The organism is Stenotrophomonas sp. Marseille-Q5258 (assembly GCF_946900935.1).
Lineage (GTDB): Bacteria > Pseudomonadota > Gammaproteobacteria > Xanthomonadales > Xanthomonadaceae > Stenotrophomonas > Stenotrophomonas nematodicola.
Genome location: NZ_CAMPPN010000003.1, coordinates 155,627 through 179,786 on the forward strand (window position 1 = coordinate 155,627; position 24,160 = coordinate 179,786).

The following is a 24,160-nucleotide window of genomic DNA, read 5'->3' on the forward strand; positions in this document are numbered from 1 at the left end:
CGATTCTAGCGGATGCGGCCGGTTTCGCCGTTGTGCACCGCCACCGCCGGCGCGGCGCGCGCGGCCAGGCGGCGGGCGAACTCATCCGGCGGCAGGCCCGGGGCGAACAGAAAGCCCTGGCCGACCGATACCCCCAGCGCCTGCAGGAAGTGGCGCTGCTGTTCGGACTCGATGCCCTCGGCCACCAGTCCCAGTCCGAGGCTGCGGGCGATGCCGCACACCGCCTCGCACACCGCCACGTCCGAGCGGTTGCCGGGCACGCCCTCGACGAACAGCTGGCTCAGCTTGAGGCCGTGGATCGGCAGCCGGCGCAGGTAGTTCAGCGCGCTGTAGCCTTCGCCGAAGTCGTCAATGGTCAGCAGCACGCCCATCTCGCGCAGCCGGGCGAAGGTCTGCAGGGTGTCCGGTGCATCCTCGATCAGTACCCGCTCGGTGAACTCCAGCTCCAGCGCGCTGCCGGGCAGGCCGAACTCATCGAGCACCTGGCGCACGTTGCGGGCCAGGTCCTCGCCGACGAACTGGCGGTAGGAGACGTTCACCGCCACCCGCACGATCCCCAGCCCGTCATCCTGCCACTGGCGGACCTGGCGGCAGGCCTCGCGCAGCACCCACAGGCCGATCCGCACGATGTCGCCGGTGCTCTCGGCGTGGCCGATGAAGATGTCCGGGCGCAGTTCGCCCAGCTGTGTGTTGCGCCAGCGGATCAGCGCCTCGGCGGCCACCAGCTGGCCGCTGCGCAGGTCCACCTGCGGCTGGTAAACCAGGTGGAACTCGTCGTCGTCCAGCGCCCGGTGCAGGCGGCTTTCGATCTGCAGGCGATCATGCTGGCGCTGCGCCAGTTCCGGGGAAAACACCTGCCAGCCGTTGCGGGTGCGGCGCTTGCAGTCGTACATGGCGATGTCCGCGTTCTGGATCAGCTGCTGCGGACGCAGTCCGTCCTGCGGTGCGCGGGCGATGCCGATGCTGGCGGTGACTGCGAACTCGTCGCTGCCGAAGCGGAACGGCGTGCTGAATGCCTGGGTGATCGCGTCGGCCAGGCGCTCGGGCTGGTCGTGCTGGTCGCGGGTGTCGCAGATCACCAGGAACTCGTCACCACCGAAGCGCGCCACCAGCCCTTCGGTGCCGATCGCCGTGGCGATGCGGCGCGTGGCGTCGATCAGCAGTTCGTCACCGGCGTTGTGGCCAAGCAGGTCGTTGACGGTCTTGAAGCGGTCCAGGTCGATGTACAGCACCGCCACCCGGCAATGGGTCGGATTGGACATGCGTGCGGCGAGATCGTTGAGCACCGCGTCGCGGTTCATGATGCCGGTCAGCGGGTCGGTACGCGCCTGGATGCGCAGGGTTTCCTCGGCCTGCTTGCGCGCGGTGATGTCCTGCACGGTGCCGGCGATGCGCGCGGCGTTGACGTCGCCGGCCTCTGCCTCGCCGATCATGCGCACCCAGAAGGTATGTCCGTCGCTGCGCTGGCCCTGCAGTTCCAGCTCGAAGGGTGCCTGCTTGTCGATCACATCGAGCAGGGCCTGCTGCAGCAGCGAGCGGTCGTTCAGGCGCAGGCAGTCGAGCAGCTGGGCCATGTCCTGCAGCGGCGGCTCCTGGCCGAGGATGCGGGTGGCCTCGTCGGTGAGGTACAGCCGCTGCAGGCCGCGATCCCACTCCCAGCCGCCGATATGGGCCAGCGATTGCGCGCGGTCGAACAGGGTGTTGTTGCGCTTGAGCTCGGTGATGTCGCTGAACAGCCCGAAGACATGGTCGGGACTGTCGCGGCCGTTGCCGTAGACCGGAACGTTGGTGGTCGAGATCCAGATCATCCGGCCGCGCGGCCGGTGGTACAGCCCGACGATGGTGCTGCGGATGATCCGCCCGGTGCGCAGCGAGACCGCCGCCGGCCACTGCTCCCGGGTGAGCGGATGCCCATGCTCGTCCACGCTGATCCAGTCCTCCGGGCAGAGCATCGCCTGGAGGCTGTTGCCGTTGCCGGGAATGCCCAGGATGCGGTGCGCGGCAGGGTTGGCCGACACCACCCGCAGCTGGCGATCGAACAGGATCACGCCCTTGTCGATGGATTCCATCAGCAGGCGGTAGCGCGACTCGGCCTGCCAGCGGCTGCTGAGGTCGCGCGCGACGGCGACGATGCAGTGTTCGCCCTGGTGCTCGAAGCCGGCCGAGTGCACCTCCACCGGGAAGCGGCTGCCGTCGCCGCGCATGTTGGTGACTTCGATGACGTAGGTTTCCCCGCGATGCAGCGCCTCCCAGACGGGGTCAAGGTGGTCGCTGGGCAGGTCCGGATTGAGCAGTTCGATCGGCTGGCCGATGATGTCCTCACGGCTGCGCCCGTAGGCACGCACGCCGGCGTGGTTGAGGTCCAGTACCACGCCCGCTTCACTGAGGATGCTGACCGGGTCGGGCACCGCGTCGAACAGCGCGGCATAGCGGCGCAGGGCGAGCTGGCGCTCGTCCATCGCTTCCTGCAGGGCGGCCTGCGCCACTTCCAGCAGTTGGCGCAGTGCGTCAGGCGGTGCCTGCGCCAGGGCGCGGTCCAGCGCAGCCAGCGCGTCGACGTGGGCGGTGAGATGATCACCGACCGCAGCGTCCTTGCGCGGGCTGCGTCGGGTCATGTGGCCGCCAGCGCCTTCCCGGTCTTGCTGCCGGTGTCGCGGCCCAGCCGCGCCGCGAGCCAGCGGCCGGTGGCCGCCAGTGCCGGCAGATCGATGCCGGTGCGCATGCCGATGCCGTGCAGCAGATACACCACATCCTCGCTGGCGACATTGCCGCTGGCGCCCTTGGCGTACGGGCAGCCACCCGCGCCGGACACGGCAGAATCGACCACGCGCACGCCTTCGTCCAGGCAGGCGTCGATGTTGGCCAGGGCCTGGCCATAGGTGTCGTGGAAGTGCACGGCGAGGGCCGACATCGGCAGCTCGGCCGCGACCGCATGCAGCATCGCGCGGGCCTTGCGCGGGGTGCCCACGCCGATGGTGTCGCCCAGCGAGATTTCGTAACAGCCCATCGCGTACAGCGCAGTGGCCACGCGCACCACCTCGCTCACCGGCACCTCGCCCTGGTACGGGCATCCCAGCACGGTGGAGACGTAGCCGCGGACCTTGACCCCGTCGGCGCGGGCGCGTTCCAGGATCGGCGCGAAGCGTGCCAGCGACTCGTCGATGCCGGCGTTGGTGTTGGTGCGGTTGAACGTTTCCGACGCAGCGGTGAACACTGCCACTTCGTCCACGCCCACCGCACGGGCACGGTCGTAGCCCTGTTCGTTGGGCACCAGTACCGGGTAGGCGATGCCGGGGAGGCGGTCGATGCCCTGATAGACCTCGGCGGCGTCGGCCAGTTGCGGCACCCAGCGCGGGCTGACGAAGCTGGTCGCCTCGATGGTGCGCAGGCCGGTAAGGGACAACTGGCGGATCAGCTCGATCTTGTCGGCGGTTGCCACCGGCTGGGCTTCGTTCTGCAACCCGTCGCGCGGGCCGACCTCGACGATGCGGACGAAATCATCCATGCGCGCGCTCCCGTGACGGGACGGGGCGGGCAACCGGGAGAGCGCGGGTCAGGGGAGAAGTCACGTAGAGTCCTGGCAGGCAAGGGTGGCCCACGTTCCCCGGCGGGCCACGAAAGGGGGTACGCGGGATGGGCGGCAAAGCGGCCAGCCCGCGGTGAATGGCGCGGCCGCCGGCGCGGCCGGCGGGTGGGTCAGGCCGGGCGGTGGCACACCGCTTCGATATTGTTGCCGTCCGGATCGAGCACGAACGCCCCGTAGTAATCGGGGTGGTAGTACTCGCGGATGCCGGGAGCGCCGTTGTCGCGCCCGCCGGCGGCCAATGCGGCCTGGTGGAAGGCGTCAACCTCGGCGCGGCTGTCGGCGCTGAAGGCCACGTGTACGCCGCCGTGGGCGCCGGGGGCGTTGCCGATCCAGAAGTCCGGCTTGCCGGTGCGGCCGAAGCCGGCATGGTCGTGGTCGCCGGTCTGGGCGGCGCTGACCTGCATCACCACGCCGATGCCGAGCGGGGCCAGCGCCTGCTGGAAGAAGGCCAGGCTGCGGGCGAAGTCGGCGCAGCGGATTCCAATGTGGTCGAGCATGGTGGCGTTCTCAGTCCTGGGTAACCCAATGGGGGGCGCGCTTGTCCAGGAAGGCGCCCAGGCCCTCCTGGCCCTCGGCCGATACCCGCAGGCGGGCGATCAGCGCGGCATTGTCGCGGTCGAGAGCGTCGCGGTCGCGGCCCACCGACACCCGGCGGACCAGGTCCTTGGCCGAGGACGAGGCGATCGGGCCGGCCTTGTCGAGCAGACTGAGCTGGCGCTGCACGGCTTCGTCGATGCGTTCAGGGTCGATCAGCTGGTGTACCAGGCCGATGCGCAGGGCGGTCTCGGCATCGAAATGCTCGCCGGTGGCAAACCAGCGGCGCGCCTGGCGTGGGCCGATGGCGTCGATCACGTACGGGGAAATGACCGCCGGCAGCAGGCCGAGCCGGCTTTCGGTCAGCCCGAAGCGCGCGCTGGTGCTGGCGATGGCGATATCGCAGCAGGCCACCAGGCCCACCCCGCCGCCGAACGCGGCGCCGTGCACGCGGGCGATGGTCGGGCGGGGGAGCTCGTCCAGGGTGCGCATCAGACGCGCGAGCGCCAGCGAATCCTGGCGGTTGTCCTCCTCGCTCGCCGCCGCCATGCCACGCATCCACTGCATGTCCGCGCCGGCCGAGAACGAGGCGCCCTGGCCCGCCAACACCACCGCGCGGACCTGGGCGTCGCGGCCGGCGGCCTCCAGCGCGGCGGTCAACTGGGCGATCAGGGCCGCGTCGAAGGCGTTGTGGAGGGCGGGGCGGTTCAGCCACAGGGTCAGGACCGACCCGCTGCGTTCTATCCGTAGTGCATCACTCATCGAGGGGGCCTGCGATTACTCCATACATGTACAGATCATAGCGGGCCATTGGTCACGGGCCATGACGCGACGCGGCGATGCTAGAATTGATAACCATTCCTATCAACCAGAAGGCGCTCTGTGACGCTGTCCGATCTGCCTCTGCACAGCTCCGCCCTGGTGGAATCCGTGCAGGAACTGCATGCAAACGATGCCATCGCCCGCCGGCTCCAGGAGCTGGGGTTTGTGACGGGAGAAGATGTGCGTCTGGTAGCCCGTGGTCCGGTCGGCGGCGAGCCGCTGCTGGTGCAGGTCGGGTTCACCCGCTTCGCCCTGCGCCGCAGTGAGGCCCGGCGCATCCAGGTGACCGCGGTCGTCGCCGGAGCCCCGGCATGAGCGCCGCGGCCCTTCCGCTGCGCGTGGCGCTGGTGGGCAACCCCAACAGTGGCAAGACCGCGCTGTTCAACCAGCTCACCGGCAGCCGCCAGAAGGTTGCCAACTACACCGGCGTCACCGTGGAACGCAAGGAAGGGCGCCTGCGTGCGCCGTCCGGCCGCGAGTTCGCCGTGCTCGACCTGCCGGGCGCCTACAGCCTGCAGCCGGCGAGCCTGGACGAGGCGATCACCCGCGACCTGTGCCGGGGCTTCTATCCCGGCGAGGCGGCGCCGGACGTGCTGCTATGCGTGATCGACGCCACCAACCTGCGCCTGCACCTGCGCTTCGCGCTGGAACTGCGCGAGCTGGGCAAGCCGATGATCGTGGCGCTGAACATGGTCGATGCGGCCGAGCGTCGCGGCATCAGGATCGACGTTGCCGCGCTGGAACAGGCGCTGGGCGTGCCGGTGGTGGAAACCGTGGCGGTGCGCCGCAACGGCGCCCACGCGCTGGTCGAGCGCCTCGACGCGATGGTGCCGCACCTGCAGGCACCGGTGGCGGCGCCTGACACCCGCGAGGATTACCACACCCGCGTCCGCGCCATCCTGGCCGCGGCCGTGAGCATGCCGACCCGCACCGCGAAGATCGACGACGCGCTGGACCGCTGGCTGCTGCACCCGGTGTTCGGGCTGCTTACGCTGGTGGTGGTGATGTTCCTGATCTTCCAGGCGGTGTTCGCCTGGGCCACGCCGCTGATGGACGGCATCGAGGCCGGCTTCGGCTGGCTGGGCGAAACCGTTGGTGCGGTACTGCCCGAAGGGCCGCTGACCAGCCTGCTCACCGACGGCATCATTGCCGGCGTGGGCGGGGTGGTGGTGTTCCTGCCGCAGATCCTGATCCTGTTCGCCTTCATCCTGGCGCTGGAAGAATCCGGCTATCTGCCTCGTGCCGCCTTCCTGCTGGACCGGATGATGGCCTCGGCCGGCCTGTCCGGGCGGTCGTTCATCCCGCTGCTGTCCAGCTTCGCGTGCGCGGTGCCGGGCATCATGGCCACGCGCAGCATCCAGGACCCGCGCGACCGCCTGGCCACCATCCTGGTGGCACCGCTGATGACCTGCTCGGCGCGGCTGCCGGTGTATGCGCTGCTGATCGGCGCGTTCATTCCCGCCAGAACCCTGTGGGGCTTCGTCAGCCAGCAGGGGCTGGTGCTGTTCGGTCTGTATGTGGCCGGCATCCTCAGTGCGCTGGCGATGTCATGGGTGATGAAGAAGTGGCGCCGCGACAAGAGCGAGCACCCGCTGATGCTGGAACTGCCGTCCTACCGCATCCCGCACCCGCGCGATCTGGCGGTGGGCCTGTACGAGCGCGGCATGATCTTCCTCAAGCGCGTGGGCGGCATCATTCTGTCGCTGACCATTCTGCTGTGGGTGCTGCTGTCGTTCCCGGGGGCGCCGGAGAACGCGACCATGCCGGCGATCGATTACAGCTACGCCGGCCAGATCGGCCACGCGATGGCAGTGTTCTTCGCGCCGCTGGGCTTCAACTGGCAGATCTGCATCGCGCTGATCCCGGGCATGGGCGCGCGGGAAGTGGCGGTGTCGTCGCTGGCAACCATCTACGCGCTGTCCGCGCCCGACGATGATGCCGCGATCCAGGCGCTGACCCCGGTGGTGGCGCATGGCTGGTCGCTGGCGACCGGTCTGTCGCTGCTGGTGTGGTTCATCTATGCGCCGATGTGCATCTCGACGCTTGCCACGATCAAGCGTGAAACCAACTCGTGGAAGCAGGTCGGTTTCGCCACCTTCTACCTGTTCGCGGCGGCCTACCTGGCCGCGCTGGTCACCTATCAGCTCACCGTGGCGCTGGGAGGCGGCTGATGAGCGCCGGTCTGTTCCTGCAGTACGTGGTGGTCGCCCTGATCGTCCTGTTCAGTGCCTGGGTGGTGCTGAAAAAGCAGTTTCCGGGCACCGTGCGCAAGGTGCGCGGCGTCCTGGCGCTGGCGCTGCTCAAGCCCGACCGCAGCGCCGCATTGCAGGCGCTGGGCAGGAAGATCGCCCCGCCCGCCAGTGGCGGCGGTGGCGCGTGCGGCGGTTGCGACAGCTGCGGCCCAACCCCGCCGAAGCGGTAGCGCCAGGTTTTACCCGGCGTGCGTCAGATCGCGTGACGCCCAGACAAAGCGCAGCCTTGTAGAGCCGGGTTATACCCGGCTTGCGTCAGATCGTGGGACACCCAACGAAAGGCAGCCGGGCAGAGCCCGGCTCTACGGGTTTGCGTCAGATCGTGGGACATCCAACGAAAGGCAGCCGGGCAGAGCCCGGCTCTACGGGTTTGGGTCAGATCGTGGGACACCCAACGAAAGGCAGCCGGGCAGAGCCCGGCTCTACGGGTTTGGGTCAGATCGTGGGACACCCAGGCAAAGCGCAGCCTTGTAGAGCCGGGTTCTACCCGGCTTGCGTCAGATCGTGGGATACCCAACGAAAGGCAGCGGGGCAGAGCCCGGCTCTACGGGCCTGCGTCAGGTCGCTCAGCGCGCCTGTGCGCCCAAGCGCTCCACGGTGGCCAGCCACCGCGCGCGCGTCCGGGTGTCGGCGCTGCGCACCGGGCCGAAACTGCTGATCCGCACCGGCCGGATTCCGCAGAAGTCCAGGATGGTCCGCCTCAGTTGCTGGTGGCCGGGCATCCGGTACACCCAGCGGTAGTACCAGGGCGGGGTGTCCATCGTGATGATCGCCCGCGCGCTGCGGCCGCTCAGCAGGCGGTCCCACCACACCGAGTCCGTGCGGTAGCGGAAGGCGTACCCGGGCAGGAACGCACGGTCGAAATAGCCTTTGAGCAGGGCCGGCATGCCACCCCACCAAGTGGGGTAGACCAGTACCAGGTGCTCGCACTGTGCGATGGCGTCGTTGATCTGCTGCAGTCCCGGCTCCAGCGGCTGGATCTGCCGGTAGCCATGCCGCAGCACCGGGTCGAAATCGATATCGCCCAGGCGGAACAGCTGCACGCGATGGCCTGCGGCGAGGGCGGCCTGCTGGTAGCGCTCGGCCAGGCCGCCGCACAGGCTGTCGTGATCGGGGTGGCCAAGGAGTATGACGATCGATCTGGACATGGGGACGCTCGAAGAAGAAGGGCGCAGGCTACGGTCTGCCCCGTGGGGCAGAGTCAAGCCGTGGCGCAGGCGCCCGCCGAGATGCACGCGTCCAGTACGCCGGCGTCACCCTGCGCGACCAGCGCTGCGATGTCGCCGCGCAGGACGGTCAGCGCAGCGTCCAGCTGCTGCAGCCGCGCAATGTCGCCGCGTACCGCCTGCTGCCGCTGGGCCAGCAGCGCCTGCAGGCGATCACCGTCGAAGCTGCCATCGGGCCGGCGCACAGCGACGACCTCGGCCAGCCGGAAGCCCAGCGCCTGTGCCTGGCGGATCAGCAGCACCAGGGTGAGGTCCTGCTCGCTGTAGTCCCGGTAGCGGTTGATGCGTGGCACCGGGGCGAGCAGGCCCCGTGCTTCGTACAGGCGGATGGCTTTCTGGCTGGCGCCGCTGCGCCGGGCGATATCGGAGATGCGCACGGTCAGTCGCGCACCAGTCCGCCGTCCACCACCAGGTTCTGGCCGGTGATCGCGCGCGCCCACGGCGAGGCGAAGAACAGCGCTGCGTCGGCGAACTCGGCCGGGGTGGTCACGCTGCGCAGCGGGGTGTTGGCGGCGATGTAGTCGAACACCGCCGCGGGCGTGGCCGCGCTGGCATCGGTGGTGCGCAGCAGGCCGCCGGACAGCATGTTGACGGTGATGCCGTGCGGGCCGAGGTCCCCGGCCAGGGTGCGGGTGAGTGACAGCAGCGCGGCCTTGGCAGCGGTGTAATCGTGGTAGGGCACCACCGGGTTCTGGAACAGGTTGGTGCCGATGTTGATGATCCGGCCGAAGCCCTGTGCACGCATGCCGGGCAGGGTCGCCTGCACCGTGTTGAGCGCACCGCGCACGCTGCCGTCGAACTGCGCACTGAAGGCCTGCCAGTCGATGCTGTCGGCCGGGGCGCGGGCGTCGCCATTGAACGAGAACGCGGCCAGGGCATTGTTGACCACGCAGCTGACCTCGCGTCCAAAGTGATGGCGCGCCGCAGCGATCAGGGCGTTGACCTCCGCGCGATCGGTCACATCGGCGCGCACGGCCAGCGCATTGGCCCCCAGTTCGCCGGCCAGGGACTCGGCGGCATCGGCGCTGTGCAGGTAGTTGATGATGACCTGTGCGCCCTCACGGGCGAACGCGCGGACCAGGTGCTCCCCCAGGCCACGGGCGCCGCCGGTGACCAGGACGAGGTGATGCGAAAGCTGCATGGCAGGCTGCCTGAAGAAACCGGGCCACAGCGTAGCAAGCGGCGAGGGCGCTCCGGGCGGTGCAGTGACGCTGTTTCCCCTTGTGCAGGCTTGCCGCCACCCGCTAGCCTGCAGGGATGACCACTTCCCCCCTTCGTTTGCTCGTCCACGGTGCCTCCGGGCGGATGGGCCAGACCCTGCTCCGGCTGGCAGCCGGCACTTCCCATCTGCAGGTCGTTGCGGCTGTGACCGGCCGTGCGCCGGCGCAGCGCGTTGTCGACGGCGTGCCGCACTTCGCCAGCGCCGAGCTGTCCGGTGCACCGCCGTTCGACGTGGCAATCGACTTCAGCCTGCCGGACGGCTTCGATCCGGTCCTGGCGCTGTGCGTGGAGCGCAACGCCGGCCTGGTCTCGGGCACCACCGGCATCAGCGAATCGCAACGCCAGGCGCTGATTGCCGCCGCCAGCCGCATTCCGCTGGTGTGGGCCTCCAACTTCAGCTTGGGCGTGGCCGTGCTGGACGAGCTGGTGGAACGGGCCGCCGCTGCCCTGTCGGGGTGGGAGTGCGACATCGTCGAGTCCCACCATGTCCACAAGCAGGATGCGCCGTCCGGTACGGCGCTGACCCTGGGCGAGGCCGCACGCAAGGGCGGGGCGCAGCCGCGCTACGCCAGCCTGCGCGCCGGCGACATCGTGGGCGAGCACCTGGTGCAGTTCACCGGGCTGGGCGAGCGCATCGAGCTCATCCACCGCGCCACCAACCGCGACATCTTCGCGCGCGGCGCACTGTTTGCCGCGACCCAGCTGAATGGGCGTGCCCCCGGCAGCTATCGGGTCCGCGACCTGCTCGACGGCCCCCCGCCGGGTCCGGCAGGCTGAACAGGGCGCTTGCCACCCTGAACCCGGGGGTGGCCGTGCGTGCCCGTACGTCAGCGATTGCAAGCAAACGCTGGCGTCGCCGGGTGCTTGCCTTTACAATTCCCGCTCGCCGAATCACGACAGCCGGACCGGTCCCGCACCGCAGTCCGCGCTTTTTTGCAACCGCTTTTCCGTGAAGCGTGGCGTGACTTCGGTGACCCCTCGGTAGCCAAAGTGAGATTCCCGTGACCCAAGCCGCAATCCTCGTCCTCGAAGACGGCACCGTATTCGAGGGCGAATCCGTAGGCGCGCCCGGCCTGTCCGTCGGTGAGGTGGTGTTCAACACCGCCATGACCGGTTACCAGGAAGTGCTGACTGATCCCTCCTACGCCCGGCAGATGGTCACGCTGACCTACCCGCATATCGGCAACACCGGCATGACCGACCAGGACGACGAAGCCCACAAGGTGTGGTCGGCCGGTCTGATCGTGCGCGACGTGCCGCGCCGCCCGAGCAACTGGCGCAGCCAGGTATCGCTGCAGGACTGGCTGCTGCAGCGTGGCGTGGTGGCGATCTCCGGCATCGATACGCGCAAGCTGACGCGCATCCTGCGCGAGCGCGGCGCCCAGAACGGTGCGCTGATGGCCGGCGACGACATCAACGTGGACGTGGCGCTGGAAGCGGCACGCAAGTTCCCGGGCCTGAAGGGCATGGACCTGGCCAAGGTGACCAGCACCAGCAAGGCCTACAGCTGGAACGAGGGCCAGCTCGACCTGGATTCCAACACGTTCGCCAGCGCGGCCCCCCAGTACAAGGTGGTGGCGTACGACTTCGGCGCCAAGCTCAACATCCTGCGCATGCTGGCCGAACGCGGCTGCGACATCACCGTGGTGCCGGCGCAGACCCCGGCCGCCGAGGTGCTGGCGATGAATCCCGATGGCGTGTTCCTGTCCAACGGCCCGGGCGACCCGGAACCGTGCGACTACGCGATCGAGGCGATCAAGGTGTTCCTGGACAAAAAGGTGCCGGTGTTCGGCATCTGCCTTGGCCACCAGCTGCTGGCGCTGGCGTCCGGCGCCAAGACCATCAAGATGGGCCACGGCCACCACGGTGCCAACCACCCGGTGCAGGACCTGGACGACGGCCGGGTGATGATCACCTCGCAGAACCACGGGTTTGCGGTGGATGAGGCCTCGCTGCCGGCCACCCTGCGCGTCACCCACCGGTCGCTGTTCGATGGCACCAACCAGGGCATCGCGCGCACCGACGTGCCGGCGTTCTCGTTCCAGGGCCATCCCGAAGCGTCGCCGGGGCCGCACGACGTCGCTCCGCTGTTCGACCGTTTCGTGACCCTGATGGCGCAGGCCAAGGCCTGATGTCCCGCCTGGCAGACGCAGCAGGGCTGCGGCCCATCCCGACTGCCGGAAACCGATGAAGCCTGGAGTGACATGCTGAAGCCGCGTAAATCCCTCGTTGTCGTGCTGGGCCGTGCCGCGCTGCTGTCCGCGCTGGTCATGGCCCCGGCGATGGCGCAGGACAGCGGCCAGGCGCAGCGGGTTGACCGGATGGTCGCGCAGGTTGGGTGGCAGCGGTCGCTCACCCTGATCGCCGATGGCCTGATCGCCGAAGATCCCGGCCTGAGTGCATTGGACGGCCCGCAGCGCGCCTGCGCGGCGCGGGTGCTCAACGCCACTCTGGACGAGGTGATGCGCGAGCGCCTGGTCGAGCGGATGACCGCCGAGCAGGTGCAGTCCTGGCTGGATTTCGCCGCCACCCCGGCCGGCGCTGCGTTCATGGCCGCGTTCGCGGCGAACATGCAGGCCAAGCTGGAGTTCGGCGACGACAGCCAGGCGCCGCTGCCGGCGCCGGAGTTCCGCGCCGAGGCCGAGGCGTTCATGTCGTCGGTGCCGTTCATGGCCTTCGTCAGGGCGCTCTCTGGCCAGCCCGCGTTCAATTTCAGGCGAACACAGCAAATGCATCAACGGTTCCAGTCAGACTGCGGTGTCAGCAGTCCCCAAGCTACTTGATCGACAGCGTGCGATCAGTTTCCCCCGCCACGCTGTACTGACTTAGAGAAGACAATGCCCAAGCGCACTGACCTTAAAACCATCCTCATCATCGGTGCCGGCCCGATCGTCATCGGCCAGGCCTGCGAGTTCGACTACTCCGGCGCGCAGGCCTGCAAGGCGCTGCGCGACGAGGGGTACCGCGTGGTGCTGGTCAACAGCAATCCGGCCACGATCATGACCGACCCGGAGATGGCCGACGCCGTCTACATCGAGCCGATCAACTGGCAGACGGTCGAAAAGATCATCGCCAAGGAAAAGCCCGACGCGCTGCTGCCGACGATGGGCGGCCAGACCGCGCTGAACTGCGCGCTGGACCTGGCCGACAATGGCGTGCTGGAGAAGTACAACGTCGAACTGATCGGCGCCAAGCGCGACGCGATCCGCATGGCCGAAGACCGCGAGCTGTTCCGCGTGGCGATGGGGGAAATCGGCCTGGAATGCCCGAAGGCGGCCGTCGCTCACACGCTGGAAGAAGCGATCGAGATCCAGACCCGCGTCGGCTACCCGACCATCATCCGCCCGAGCTTCACCCTGGGTGGCAGCGGTGGCGGCATCGCCTACAACCGCGAAGAGCTGGTCGACATCGTCACCCGCGGTCTGGAACTGTCGCCGACCACCGAGGTGCTGGTCGAGGAATCGGTGCTGGGCTGGAAGGAATTCGAGATGGAGGTGGTGCGTGACACCGCCGACAACTGCATCATCGTCTGCTCGATCGAAAATCTCGATCCGATGGGCGTGCACACCGGCGACTCGATCACCGTGGCCCCGGCGCAGACCTTGACCGACAAGGAATACCAGCGCCTGCGCGATGCCTCCATCGCCGTGCTGCGCAAGATCGGCGTGGACACCGGCGGCTCGAACGTGCAGTTCGGCATCAGCCCGACCACCGGCCGCGTGGTGGTGATCGAAATGAACCCGCGCGTGTCGCGTTCCTCGGCGCTGGCCTCCAAGGCCACCGGCTTCCCGATCGCCAAGGTCGCTGCCAAGCTGGCCGTGGGTTACACCCTGGATGAACTCCGCAACGAAATCACCGGCGGGCTCACCCCGGCCTCGTTCGAGCCGTCCATCGATTACGTCGTCACCAAGATCCCGCGCTTCGCGTTCGAGAAGTTCCCGGCCGCCGACGCCCGTCTGACCACCCAGATGAAGTCGGTGGGCGAGGTGATGGCGATGGGCCGCACCTTCCAGGAATCCCTGCAGAAGGCGCTGCGTGGCCTGGAAACCGGCAAGATCGGCCTGGACCCGACCGGCCTGGACCTGGCCAATGAAGACGACATCACCACGCTCAAGCGCGAACTGAAGGCTCCGGGCCCGGAGCGCCTGTTCTTCGTCGGTGACGCGTTCCGTGCCGGTTTCAGCGTCGAGGACGTCTTCGCGCTGTCGCACATCGACCCGTGGTTCCTGGATCAGATCGAAGAGATCATCCAGGCCGAAATCCAGCTCGCCGCCGATGGCATCGACGCGCTGGACGCCGCCCGTCTGCGCACGCTCAAGCGCGCCGGCTTCTCCGATGCCCGCCTGGCCGAGCTGACCGGCACCAACGAAGCCGCCGTGCGCGCGCTGCGCCGCGCCCACAAGGTGCGCCCGGTGTACAAGCGCGTGGACTCCTGCGCCGCCGAGTTCGCCACCAGCACTGCCTACCTGTACTCGACCTACGAGGACGAGTGCGAAGCGGCGCCGAGCAATCGCGACAAGATCATGATTCTGGGCGGCGGTCCGAACCGCATCGGCCAGGGCATCGAGTTCGACTACTGCTGCGTGCATGCGGCACTGGCGCTGCGCGATGATGGCTTTGAAACCATCATGGTCAACTGCAACCCGGAAACCGTCTCCACCGACTACGACACCTCCGACCGCCTGTACTTCGAGCCGCTGACGCTGGAAGACGTGCTGGAAATCGTCGAGCTGGAACAGCCCAAGGGCGTGATCGTGCAGTACGGCGGCCAGACCCCGCTGAAGCTGGCACGCGCGCTGGAAGCCAACGGTGTGCCGGTGATCGGCACCTCGCCGGACTCGATCGACCTCGCCGAAGACCGCGAGCGTTTCCAGCAGCTGGTCGACTCGCTCGGCCTGAAGCAGCCGCCGAACCGCATCGCGCGCAACGACCAGGAAGCCCTGCTGCTGGCCCGTGAGATCGGCTACCCGCTGGTGGTGCGCCCGAGCTACGTGCTGGGCGGCCGCGCGATGGAAATCGTGTACGGCGAATCCGACCTGGCGCGCTACGTGCGCGATGCGGTCAAGGTGTCCAACGACTCGCCGGTGCTGCTGGATCGTTTCCTCGACAACGCCGTGGAAGTGGATGTGGACATCATTGCCGACAAGGACGGCAACGTGCTGATCGGCGGCGTGATGGAGCACATCGAGGAAGCCGGTGTGCATTCGGGTGACTCGTCCTGCTCGCTGCCGCCGTACTCGCTGTCGGCCGAGACCCAGGCCGAGCTGCGCCGTCAGGTGGTCGAGCTGGCCAAGGCCCTGAACGTGGTCGGCCTGATGAACACCCAGTTCGCCATCCAGGTCGGCGACGATGGCAATGACATCGTCTACCTGCTGGAAGTGAACCCGCGTGCCTCGCGCACCGTGCCGTTCGTGTCCAAGGCCACCGGCATGGCGCTGGCCAAGATCGCCGCCCGCTGCATGGCCGGCAAGACCCTGGCCGAGCAGGGCGCGACCAAGGAAATCGTGCCGGACTACTACTCGGTCAAGGAAGCGATCTTCCCGTTCGCCAAGTTCCAGGGGGTCGACCCGATCCTCGGGCCGGAGATGCGCTCCACCGGTGAGGTGATGGGCGTGGGCCGCAGCTTCAGCGCCGCCTTCGCGCGCGCGCAGGAAGCCGGTGGCATCAAGGCACCGCCGCTGGGCAAGGCCTTCGTCTCGGTCCGCGATCCGGACAAGAAGCGCGTCCTGCCGGTCGCACAGGCCCTGCTGGAGCGTGGCTACAGCCTGGTGGCCACCCGTGGCACCGCGGCGTGGCTGCAGCAGCACGGCATGGACTGCGAGATCGTCAACAAGGTGGTCGAAGGTCGCCCGCACATCGTCGATTCGATCAAGAACGGCGAGATCGTGTATATCGTCAACACGACCGAAGGTCGCGCGGCGATCAATGACTCGTTCTCGATCCGTCGCGAAGCGCTGCAGCACCGCGTGACCTATTCGACCACCATTGCCGGCGCCAAGGCGCTGGTGCATTCACTGGAATTCCGCGGCACCGGCCCTGTCTGGTCGCTGCAGGAACTGCACAAGGAGTTGAACGCATGAGAGCACCGATCACCCTGAAGGGCGCGCAGCGTCTGCGCGAGGAGCTTGACCACCTGAAGTCGGTCAAGCGCCCCAAGGTCATCGCTGCCATCGCAGAAGCGCGTGAGCACGGCGATCTGAAGGAGAACGCCGAGTATCACGCCGCGCGCGAGGAGCAGGGCTTCATCGAAGGCCGCATCAAGCAGCTGGAAGGTGAGCTGTCGCACGCCGAGATCATCGACATCACCAAGCTCAACGCCGGCAGCAAGGTCGTGTTCGGCGCCACGGTGGAGCTGGCCGATGTCGAGAGTGATGAAGAGAAGCGTTATCAGATCGTTGGCGATCTGGAGGCCGACATCAAGCTGGGCCTGATCGCGATCTCCTCGCCGCTGGCGCGCGCCCTGATCGGCAAGCTGGAGGGCGATGCGGTCACCATCGATGCACCTGCCGGCCAGCGCGAGTACGAAATCGTCAGCGTCCAGTACCTGGACTGACCGACGATGGCCACGGCCACGCTGCTGCTGCCCGCGCGCAGCCGGTTCCCTGCCACGCCGCTTCCCGAGGACGTGGCCAGGGCATTGGGACGGGCCGAACGCAACAGCGTCGAGCCAGGTGAGCGTGCCCAGCTGCAGCGGCATTTTCAACTGCAGCCGGCGCAGTGGCCCGTGGCCGCGCTGACCCGCCAGTTCGACGTCGGCGATGCCGCCGACGGTGTCTGGCTGCGCGCCGATCCGGCCAATGTGGTGCCCGACATGCACGGCGCACGGATGATGGGGCACGGCGATACGCTGCGCCCCGACGCCGAGGATGTCGCGCATCTGCTGCCGGCACTGCAGCCGCTGTTTGCCGGGTTCGGCTTCGTGCTGGACGCGCCGGTGCCGTCGCGCTGGTATCTGCGCCTGCCGCCGGGCACCCTGCTGCCCGCGTTTGCCGCGCCCGACGACGTGCTGGGCGATGATCTGTTCGCCCACCTGCCCGAAGGCGATGCAGGCCGCCGCTGGCGTGCGCTGCTGACCGAGGCGCAGGTGGTGCTGCATCAGCACGACTGGAACCAGCATCGGGTTGCGGCGGGCAAGCGCGCCATCAATTCACTGTGGTTCTGGGGCGGCGGCGAGCCGCCGCAGTCCGTGCATACCGCGCATGCCCAGGTGCGCAGCCGTGAGGCGCTTCTGCAGGCACTGGCCAAGGCGGCCGGCGTGCAGGCCGATGGCGATCAGCAGGTGGATGCGCTGGTCGATCTGCGGCAACTGCGCTCGCTCGACCAGCTCGGCAACGACGCGATCCGCCCGCTGTTGTCGGCGCTGCAACGGGGCGAACTGCGACGCCTGGTCCTGGATTTCGAAGACGGCATGCGGTTTGAGCTGGAGAAGGGCCAGCGTTGGCGCTTCTGGAAGAAGCCGCTGCAACTGCACGACGCGTGACCCCTTTCCGTTCGTTCTTCGAGCCTGCCTTGTCTTCTCCTGATTCCCCCCAGATCCAGCGCCGCGCCATCCCAGACAGCGGCGAGTGGCCCGCCGACATGCTGCCCCTGCTGCAGCGCGTGTTCGCCGCACGCGGCGTCACCGATGCCGCACAGGCGCAGCCGAAGCTGGCCCAGCTGCACGCGCCGGAGCTGATGGGCAGCATGCAGGCTGCCGTGCAGCTGCTGGCCGACACCATCGCCGCCGGCGAACGCATCCTGGTGGTCGGCGATTTTGACTGCGACGGTGCCACCGCGTGCGCGGTGGGCGTGCGTGGCCTGCGCATGCTGGGCGCGCGCGACGTGGTGCACGCCGTGCCCAACCGCATGCTCCACGGCTACGGCCTGTCGCCTTCTCTGGTGGCCGACCTGGCGCACCTGCAGCCGGGCCTGCTGGTCACGGTGGACCACGGCATCGCGTGCCATGCCGGTGTGGCCGCGGCCAAGGCGCTGGGATGGAAGGTGCTGGTCACCGACCACCATCTCCCCGGCGAGCAGTTGCCGCCGGCCGACGTGCTGGTCGATCCCAACATCGGCGGCGACGCGTTTCCGAGCAAGGCGCTGGCCGGCGTCGGGGTGATCTTCTACGTGTTGATGGCGCTGCGCCGCCACCTGCGGCTGCAGGGCGCATTCGCCGCCGGCACCGAGCCGGACCTGCTGACGCTGCTGGACCTGGTGGCGGTCGGTACCGTCGCTGACCTGGTGGTACTGGATGCCAACAACCGCGCACTGGTCTCGGCCGGCCTGCGCCGGCTGCGCGCGGGGCAGGGCTGTGTCGGGCTGCAGGCGCTCATCGCCGCCAGCGGCCGCGATCCAAAGCGCCTGACGGCCACCGATATCGGGTTTGCGTTGGGGCCGCGCCTGAACGCGGCCGGGCGGCTGGAAGACATGGCGCTGGGCATCGAACTGCTGCTTACCGAAGATGTCGTCCAGGCACGCGAGATCGCCGGCACGCTGGAGCAGATCAACGCCGAGCGTCGCGCGGTGCAGCAGGTGATGACCGACGACGCCGAACGGGCCGTGTCGCGCGCGGTGCTGCAGGCCGAAGGCGAACGTCCGATCGCGGCGTGCCTGTTTGATCCGGAATGGCACCCGGGTGTGGTCGGGCTGGTTGCCTCGAAGATGAAAGACCGGCTGCACCGCCCGGTCATCGCGTTTGCACCGGCCGAGCCCGGCGGCGATTCGCTGCGTGGTTCGGCGCGCTCGATTCCCGGCTTCCACATCCGTGACGCGCTGGCGCTGGTCAATGCCGCCCATCCGGGCCTGATCGACAGGTTCGGTGGCCATGCGATGGCCGCGGGGCTGAGCCTGCCGCACGCGCGGCTGCCCGACTTCCAGCAGGCCTTCGTTGCCGTGGTCGAGGCCAGCATGGACCCGGCGGCGCTGCAGCAGCAACTGCTGAGCGACGGCGAGCTCGATGGCAACGAGCTGGATTTCCGCCACGCAGAAGCCCTGCGCCTGGCCGGCCCCTGGGGGCAGGGGTTCCCCGAGCCGCTGTTCGACGGCCACTTCCAGGTGGCACGCTGGCAGGTGCTGAAGGAAAAGCACCTGAAACTCAGCCTGCGCGTTCCCGGTCGCGCCGAACCGGTGAACGCGATCCATTTCAGCGGCTGGACCGGCAACGCGCCGGCCAACCACGTCCATATCGCTTACCGGCTGGTCAGCGATGACTACCGCGGTGGCGGGGCGATCCAGTTGATCGTGGAGCACTGCGCCAACGCGTAAGCCGTGCCGCTCACTCCTGCACGCGGGTGACCAGCGTGGGCATTTCCCACGCCCCACCAGCGGCCACCAGCCGGCACAGACCGGTGTTGGATTCGGCGGTGGGCACGAAGCGGGCCCCATCCCAGCTCCAGGTGGCGGTGTACCAGCAGTCGCCCAGCCCACGGCCCTTGCTGGCCGAGGTGATGGTGCGTCCGTCGTCGTCGTTGCCCAGCGTGGTGACCAGCACCGGCGCATAGGGCGCGCGGTCGTTGATCACCCAGTAGCCATCGCCGGTGTTGTAGGCCGCGCGCCAGCAGCCGACCGACACCAGCAGCTTGGTGGCCGATAGACGGGTGACGGTCATGTCCTGCGGCGCTTCGCCCGCCACCAGGCCTTCGCCCGGGCCCAGCGCTTCGCAGTCGTCCGGCGAGGTGGCGGCCGCCAGGGCGGCGCGCAGCGCCGGGGAACGACCCAGTGCCGCATCGGCGGGACGGGTGGCGAAGGCCTTCCCGAGCGTCATCACCGGCACCGGCAGCGCCGGCAGCACGCTGCTTTCGGCAACGGTGCCCTTGCGCATCAGCGCACCGGGCGTGCCGAGCCGGCCCTGCACCGTATCCATCTTCAGCAGGACGGCCGACGCGCCGCGATCGGACAGGACCCAGCGCCGGCCATCGTTGCCGATCACGTCGATGTGGCTGTCGCGCTTGAGCGACGCCAGCAGCGCCGCCACCTGCGGCGCAGTGAGCGTGGCGCTGCCGTCCTCGCGGTTGTATGCAAGGGCGCCGAGCGCTACACCATTGATCTGCAGGGTCACGCGCGCGGGGAAGGTGGTTTCCTCGTACTGCCCGAGCATCAGCTCGGCGCTGACGGGCTGGTTCGGGCCGGCCGCTCGGGTCAGCAGTACCGACACGGGCGCGTTGCCCCCCTCGTCATCGTTCTGGTAGCCGGCGGCGCGGCAGGTGCGCGTGTTGTCGCAGGCCAGGGTCCAGTCGTGATGGGTGAAGCGTTCGCCGCCCTGTGGTGCCGCCTGCGCCGGAACCGGCGCAGACACGAGCAGCAGGGGCAGCAGCGTGGGCAGAAATCGCATCGCAACGTCCTTGTGGGGGCATCGGGGGAGCCGCATCTTGGGCTACCGCGTCCGTGCCGCCAAGGGCTGTCTCCGCGCAACCCCGTTTGCCGGCATCGTCCGTTCAACCTGCTGTCATTGGATCGGGAGCGTCACATGGAACGCGCACTTCGTGGGATCGGCATGCTCGGCATGCTGGGGCTGGTCATGCAGGTCGGCACTGTGGACGCGCGCCGGTTCCCGCCGCCGCGCCCATCGGTCGTCATCGCCGATGCGCCGGCTGGGGTGCAGGTGCTGCAGGTGGCCGGCGCCGAAGTGCCGGTGCAGCTGCGCAGCGTGGTGCTGGACAGCCACGTGGTGGCCGGGCTGGGTGAGACCCGGATCGAGATGGAGTTCTTCAATCCCAACGCCCGCGTCCTGGAAGGGCAGCTGGAATTCCCCTTGGCCGCCGACCAGCAGGTCGCCGGGTTTGCGCTGGACGTCGATGGCGTGCTGCGCGACGCGGTGCCGGTGCCGAAGGCGCAGGGCCGCCAGGTCTTCGAGGCGATCGAGCGGCGCCGGGTCGACCCGGGGCTGCTCGAGCAGACCGCCGGCAACCGGTTCCGCCTGCGCGTCTATCCCATTCCCGCCCGTGGCAGCCGTCGGGTCGCGCTGACGGTGCGCGACACGCTGCCGGTGGATGCGCAGGGGCTGCGCTGGACGTTGCCGATGCAGTTCGCGCGCGGCGCCGCGCAGGTGTCGGTGCGGCTGCAGGCCGCCGGAACCGGTGCGCCGCAGCCCGCGGCCGCCGGACCGGTCGCGTTCCGGTTGCAGGGCGGCAGCTACCAGGCGCAATGGCAGGGCAGTGGTGAGACGCTGCCCGCGCAGTGGCAGTGGTCGCTGCCGCAGGTGCGTCAGTCCGATGTGGTGACCGGCCTGCATGACGGACAGCGCTACCTGCTGGCGCAGATTCCGCTGCCGGCGAACACGGCGCCGCGGGCGCTGCCCAACCGCGTGGGGCTGCTCTGGGATGCCTCCGGCTCGGCGCGGCAGCGCGACCGTGCCGCCGAACTGGCAGTGCTGGACCGCTACTTCCGGGCAATCGGCAACGGCCAGGTGCAGCTGACGGTGCTGCGCGACCGTGCCGACGCCCCGCGCGAATTCGACATCCGCAACGGCGACTGGAGCGCACTGCGCGCGTACTTGGGCAGCCTGCCGCAGGATGGGGCCAGCGCCCTCGGCGACTGGACCCCGAAGGCCGATATCAAGGAGTACCTGCTGGTCAGCGACGGCCGGTCCAACTACGGTGCACGCCAGCTGCCCACGCTGCGGGCGGACCAGCGCCTGTATGCACTGAGCACCGCCGGCGCGCGGACCGACGCGGCGCGGCTGCGCGCCTGGACCGGGGCCCATCGCGGCCAGGCCCTGCTGCTCTCCAGCACGCGTGAGGTCGACGCGGTTCTGCCGTTGCTGCTGGCGCAGGGTGTCGAGGTGATTGGTGTGGAGGGGCAGGGCATTGATGCACTGGTGGCCGACACCCGCAGTACCGGACAGCTCTGGTTGCGCGTGCTGGGGCGCGTGCAGCGCGACACGGGCGAGGTGACCGTGCGTGTGCGCCTGGGCGACGGTCGCATCCAACAGCATCGGGTGGCGGTTGCCGACGCCCGTGCGCTGGGCGGCCGCCTGGTGGCGGACGCGTGGGCGCATGCCCGCCTGGCACAGTACGCAGCCGATCCGCAGGGCAATGCGGGCGCGGCGCGGGCACTGTCGCAGCAGTTCGGTCTGGTGAGTGCCGATACCTCGCTGCTGGTGCTGGAGACGCTCGACGACTACCTGCGCTACGGCATTCGCCCGCCGTCACCGCTGCGTGGCGATTACGACCGCCTGCACGCGGTGCGCGTTGCCGACGAAGCGCAGGCGCGTCAGCGGCGGCTGGATCAGGTCGCCCGCCGGTTCGCCGAGCGCGAACGCTGGTGGAACACGCCGTGGCCCAAGGACGCCCCGGCGGTTGAGGCGGCCAAGGTGGCGTCGCCGTCAGCGCCCCCACCGCCGGTCCTGACGGTGCGGGCGGCCCCACAGGCCATGCAGATGGCCGGCGAGTCCGCTGCCGATGCCGTGGTGGCGCCTGCGCCGATGGCGGCTGCCAGCCGGGCACGCCGCGCTGCGCCCGCCGAACGTGCGGCCGGCCAGGTCAACGACGGCACGCTGGCGATCAGCGTGGCAGCGTGGGCGCCGGACTCGGCCTATGCCCGTCGCCTGCGTGACGCCCGGCCGGACCAGCTGTATGGGCTTTACCTGGCCGAGCGCGAGCAGCATGCCGACAGCACCGCCTTCTACCTCGATGTGGCGGACCTGCTGTTCGCCGCCGGCCAGCGCGACCTGGCGCTGCGGGTGCTGTCCAACCTGGCCGAGATGCAGCTGGAAAACCGCCATGTGCTGCGCGTGCTCGGCTATCGGCTGCTGCAGGCCGAGGCGCCGGCACTGGCCGTGCCGGTGTTCCGTGACGTGCTGGCGATCGGCGAAGAGGAGCCGCAGAGCTTCCGCGATCTTGGCCTGGCACTTGAGGCCAGTGGCCAGCACCAGGCCGCACTGGCGTCGCTGTACGAGGTGGTGGTGCGCCCCTGGGATGGCCGCTTCGACGGCATTTCGCTGATCGCGCTGGACGAACTGACCCGGCTGGTCGCGCGCGAGCGCGTGGACGCATCCGCCATTGATCCGCGCCTGCGCCGTGCGATGCCGCTGGACCTGCGCGTGGTGCTGAGCTGGGACAGTGACAACAGCGACATGGACCTGTGGGTCACCGATCCGAACGGCGAGCGCGCGTATTACGGCAACCGGCTGACCTACCAGGGCGGGCAGATGTCGCCGGACTTCACCGGCGGCTACGGCCCGGAGCAGTTCTCGCTGCGCGACGCCAAGCCGGGCATCTACAAGGTGGAGGCCAACTTCTTCGGCAGCCGCGAGCAGTTGGTCACCGGCGCGACCACGCTGATGCTTCGCCTGAGCACGAAGTGGGGCAGCCGCGACCAGCGCGACCAGCAGGTCACGCTGCGGTTGAAGGACCGCGCCGAGACGGTGCTGGTCGGAGAGTTCGAGGTGAAGTGAGCAGGACGCGCTGCAGGCGGATGCCGCTGCCTACCCGGCGGCGGCATCCCGATGCACGCGGCGCGCGGACAGCGGCCAGTGCCCCGCCAGGGCGATGCCACCGATGAAGATCGCCGCGTTGCCGGCGGTGTTGAACACCATCTCCACCACGGCGGTGTCCGGCAGTGCCAGTACGTTGGCAACCGCCTCCAGCGCAGGGCTGATGACAAGGTACAGCGCGATCACGGCGAGCACCCGGCCGATCCGCTGCCACGGCGTCTGCGGGTCCAGCGGCCTGCCGCGCCAGTGCAGGAAGGCGAAGACCAGCAGCAGGCCCAGGTAGCGCCCCGCGCTGTCGGCCGGGACGAGCCCGGTGGTCAACGCCGCTGCCGTCATGCCAGCGCCCAGGGTGGCGAGGAGGAGGTAGCGCGTTCGATTGTGATGCGCGGGCGAGGGCAGGCACTGCCAGGCAAGCCAGGCCAGGGCCATGCCGACCAGCCAGCCGCCCAGCACATCGGACAGGAAATGCCGGCCCAGGTACATCCGTGACAGCGCCATCAACAGCGGCCAGCCGATCAGCAGCGCGATCCGCCAGCCCCGGCTGCGGATGCCGAAGCACAGCACCAGCGCCATCATCGCCGCCGTCGCCACGCCCACGTGACCACTGATGAACCCGTAGTCCGGATCGGGCTGCGCACGCAACGCCGCAATTGCTTCACCGCTGGGCAGCGACCAGAACGACCCGGCAGCGCCATCGTCCACCAGCGCGTGGCCAGGGCGGCCCTTGTCCAGCACGTGGATGTCGACATCGCTGGGGCGGGGCAGCGCCGCACTCTGTTTGATGGCGTGGGTGGCCGTGGACATGAGCAGTACCGCGAGCATCACGCCCAGCCCGGCGCGCAGCCGTACCCCGAAGCTGAGCACAACGATCAGCAGCACGTACGCCCATTCGTAGCCCAGCGTGCTCACGAAGGTCATCAGCGGCACCATCCACGCGGCATCGAAGAACGCCTGCAGCCACACATGCCAATGGGTCTGGAACATCCGTATTCCTCAGGGCCGGGCAGGCGCCGGCGTGACGGGCAACGATACCGGCTGCCGGCGGCGTCCGAAACGGGGGCGCAGCACGCACAGGGCTTGTCGCCGGGGGCGGGTGACCAATGGCGGT

General features: G+C 69.0%; 20 protein-coding genes. 11 read left to right on the forward strand and 9 right to left on the reverse strand.

Annotated features, from left to right (window positions below; translation table 11 throughout):
- Window positions 1-5: 5 nt before the first annotated feature.
- The 4 genes from OC534_RS02975 to OC534_RS02990 all read right to left on the reverse strand — a co-directional run bounded on the left by OC534_RS02975 (window position 6) and on the right by OC534_RS02990 (window position 4,882).
- Complete coding sequence (locus tag OC534_RS02975; protein ID WP_017357251.1) at window positions 6-2,615, reverse strand: EAL domain-containing protein; 2,610 nt, start codon at window positions 2,613-2,615, stop codon at window positions 6-8.
- Window positions 2,612-3,505 (reverse strand): hydroxymethylglutaryl-CoA lyase, encoded by an 894-nt coding sequence (locus tag OC534_RS02980; RefSeq protein WP_136004001.1) that lies wholly within the window; start codon window positions 3,503-3,505, stop codon window positions 2,612-2,614. Before OC534_RS02980 ends, OC534_RS02975 begins: the two co-directional genes overlap by 4 nt.
- Window positions 3,506-3,696: 191 nt before the next feature.
- A complete protein-coding gene (locus tag OC534_RS02985; RefSeq protein ID WP_017357249.1) occupies window positions 3,697-4,083 on the reverse strand; it encodes a VOC family protein in 387 nt (128 codons plus the stop codon).
- A gap of 10 nt (window positions 4,084-4,093) precedes the next feature.
- Window positions 4,094-4,882: an enoyl-CoA hydratase-related protein gene (locus OC534_RS02990; protein WP_262071351.1), complete on the reverse strand. Its 789-nt coding sequence runs from the start codon at window positions 4,880-4,882 to the stop codon at window positions 4,094-4,096.
- Window positions 4,883-5,002: 120 nt separating this feature from the next.
- Here OC534_RS02990 and OC534_RS02995 point away from each other — a divergent pair, with 120 nt between their 5' ends.
- The 3 genes from OC534_RS02995 to OC534_RS03005 are packed head-to-tail and all read left to right on the forward strand — an operon-like array spanning window position 5,003 to window position 7,364.
- Window positions 5,003-5,257, forward strand: a complete 255-nt coding sequence (locus OC534_RS02995) for a FeoA family protein (RefSeq protein WP_017357247.1) — start codon at window positions 5,003-5,005, stop codon at window positions 5,255-5,257.
- Window positions 5,254-7,113 carry a ferrous iron transport protein B gene (feoB, locus tag OC534_RS03000; protein WP_136004003.1) on the forward strand — a complete coding sequence of 620 codons (1,860 nt, stop codon included), beginning with the start codon at window positions 5,254-5,256 and terminating at the stop codon, window positions 7,111-7,113. Before OC534_RS02995 ends, feoB begins: the two co-directional genes overlap by 4 nt.
- Window positions 7,113-7,364 (forward strand): DUF6587 family protein, encoded by a 252-nt coding sequence (locus tag OC534_RS03005; protein WP_017357245.1) that lies wholly within the window; start codon window positions 7,113-7,115, stop codon window positions 7,362-7,364. Before feoB ends, OC534_RS03005 begins: the two co-directional genes overlap by 1 nt.
- A 396-nt stretch (window positions 7,365-7,760) precedes the next feature.
- Here OC534_RS03005 and OC534_RS03010 read toward each other — a convergent pair whose 3' ends face one another.
- Genes OC534_RS03010 through OC534_RS03020 form a run of 3 tightly spaced genes read right to left on the reverse strand, consistent with a single transcriptional unit; the run spans window position 7,761 to window position 9,561 of the window.
- Window positions 7,761-8,342: an NAD(P)H-dependent oxidoreductase gene (locus OC534_RS03010; RefSeq protein ID WP_017356346.1), complete on the reverse strand. Its 582-nt coding sequence runs from the start codon at window positions 8,340-8,342 to the stop codon at window positions 7,761-7,763.
- A gap of 53 nt (window positions 8,343-8,395) precedes the next feature.
- Window positions 8,396-8,797 (reverse strand): MerR family transcriptional regulator, encoded by a 402-nt coding sequence (locus OC534_RS03015; RefSeq protein ID WP_136004006.1) that lies wholly within the window; start codon window positions 8,795-8,797, stop codon window positions 8,396-8,398.
- 2 nt (window positions 8,798-8,799) lie between these two features.
- Entirely contained in the window at window positions 8,800-9,561 is a 762-nt protein-coding gene (locus tag OC534_RS03020; protein ID WP_017356344.1) for a 3-oxoacyl-ACP reductase, read from the reverse strand.
- A gap of 116 nt (window positions 9,562-9,677) precedes the next feature.
- On the opposite strand from OC534_RS03020, the gene dapB reads away from it, so the two are divergent.
- The 7 genes from dapB to recJ all read left to right on the forward strand — a co-directional run bounded on the left by dapB (window position 9,678) and on the right by recJ (window position 18,884).
- Window positions 9,678-10,418: a 4-hydroxy-tetrahydrodipicolinate reductase gene (dapB, locus tag OC534_RS03025; RefSeq protein ID WP_026070816.1), complete on the forward strand. Its 741-nt coding sequence runs from the start codon at window positions 9,678-9,680 to the stop codon at window positions 10,416-10,418.
- Between the two features lie 224 nt (window positions 10,419-10,642).
- Window positions 10,643-11,773, forward strand: a complete 1,131-nt coding sequence (carA, locus tag OC534_RS03030; RefSeq protein WP_017356342.1) for a glutamine-hydrolyzing carbamoyl-phosphate synthase small subunit — start codon at window positions 10,643-10,645, stop codon at window positions 11,771-11,773.
- A gap of 72 nt (window positions 11,774-11,845) precedes the next feature.
- Window positions 11,846-12,424 (forward strand): hypothetical protein, encoded by a 579-nt coding sequence (locus OC534_RS03035; RefSeq protein WP_026070815.1) that lies wholly within the window; start codon window positions 11,846-11,848, stop codon window positions 12,422-12,424.
- A gap of 54 nt (window positions 12,425-12,478) precedes the next feature.
- Window positions 12,479-15,721 carry a carbamoyl-phosphate synthase large subunit gene (gene carB, locus OC534_RS03040; protein WP_017356340.1) on the forward strand — a complete coding sequence of 1,081 codons (3,243 nt, stop codon included), beginning with the start codon at window positions 12,479-12,481 and terminating at the stop codon, window positions 15,719-15,721.
- An 8-nt stretch (window positions 15,722-15,729) separates the two neighbouring features.
- Window positions 15,730-16,194 carry a transcription elongation factor GreA gene (gene greA, locus OC534_RS03045; protein WP_026070814.1) on the forward strand — a complete coding sequence of 155 codons (465 nt, stop codon included), beginning with the start codon at window positions 15,730-15,732 and terminating at the stop codon, window positions 16,192-16,194.
- 6 nt (window positions 16,195-16,200) lie between these two features.
- Window positions 16,201-17,121, forward strand: coding sequence for a hypothetical protein (locus OC534_RS03050; RefSeq protein WP_017356338.1), 921 nt, complete (start codon window positions 16,201-16,203; stop codon window positions 17,119-17,121).
- Window positions 17,122-17,150: 29 nt separating this feature from the next.
- Window positions 17,151-18,884 carry a single-stranded-DNA-specific exonuclease RecJ gene (recJ, locus tag OC534_RS03055; RefSeq protein WP_026070813.1) on the forward strand — a complete coding sequence of 578 codons (1,734 nt, stop codon included), beginning with the start codon at window positions 17,151-17,153 and terminating at the stop codon, window positions 18,882-18,884.
- 10 nt (window positions 18,885-18,894) lie between these two features.
- Here recJ and OC534_RS03060 read toward each other — a convergent pair whose 3' ends face one another.
- Window positions 18,895-19,950 (reverse strand): DUF1176 domain-containing protein, encoded by a 1,056-nt coding sequence (locus tag OC534_RS03060; protein ID WP_153164196.1) that lies wholly within the window; start codon window positions 19,948-19,950, stop codon window positions 18,895-18,897.
- Window positions 19,951-20,085: 135 nt separating this feature from the next.
- Between OC534_RS03060 and OC534_RS03065 the strand changes: the two genes are divergently transcribed.
- Window positions 20,086-23,013 carry a VIT domain-containing protein gene (locus tag OC534_RS03065; RefSeq protein WP_262071352.1) on the forward strand — a complete coding sequence of 976 codons (2,928 nt, stop codon included), beginning with the start codon at window positions 20,086-20,088 and terminating at the stop codon, window positions 23,011-23,013.
- A 30-nt stretch (window positions 23,014-23,043) separates the two neighbouring features.
- Here OC534_RS03065 and OC534_RS03070 read toward each other — a convergent pair whose 3' ends face one another.
- Window positions 23,044-24,036 carry a phosphatase PAP2 family protein gene (locus OC534_RS03070; protein ID WP_262071353.1) on the reverse strand — a complete coding sequence of 331 codons (993 nt, stop codon included), beginning with the start codon at window positions 24,034-24,036 and terminating at the stop codon, window positions 23,044-23,046.
- Window positions 24,037-24,160: the final 124 nt, after the last annotated feature.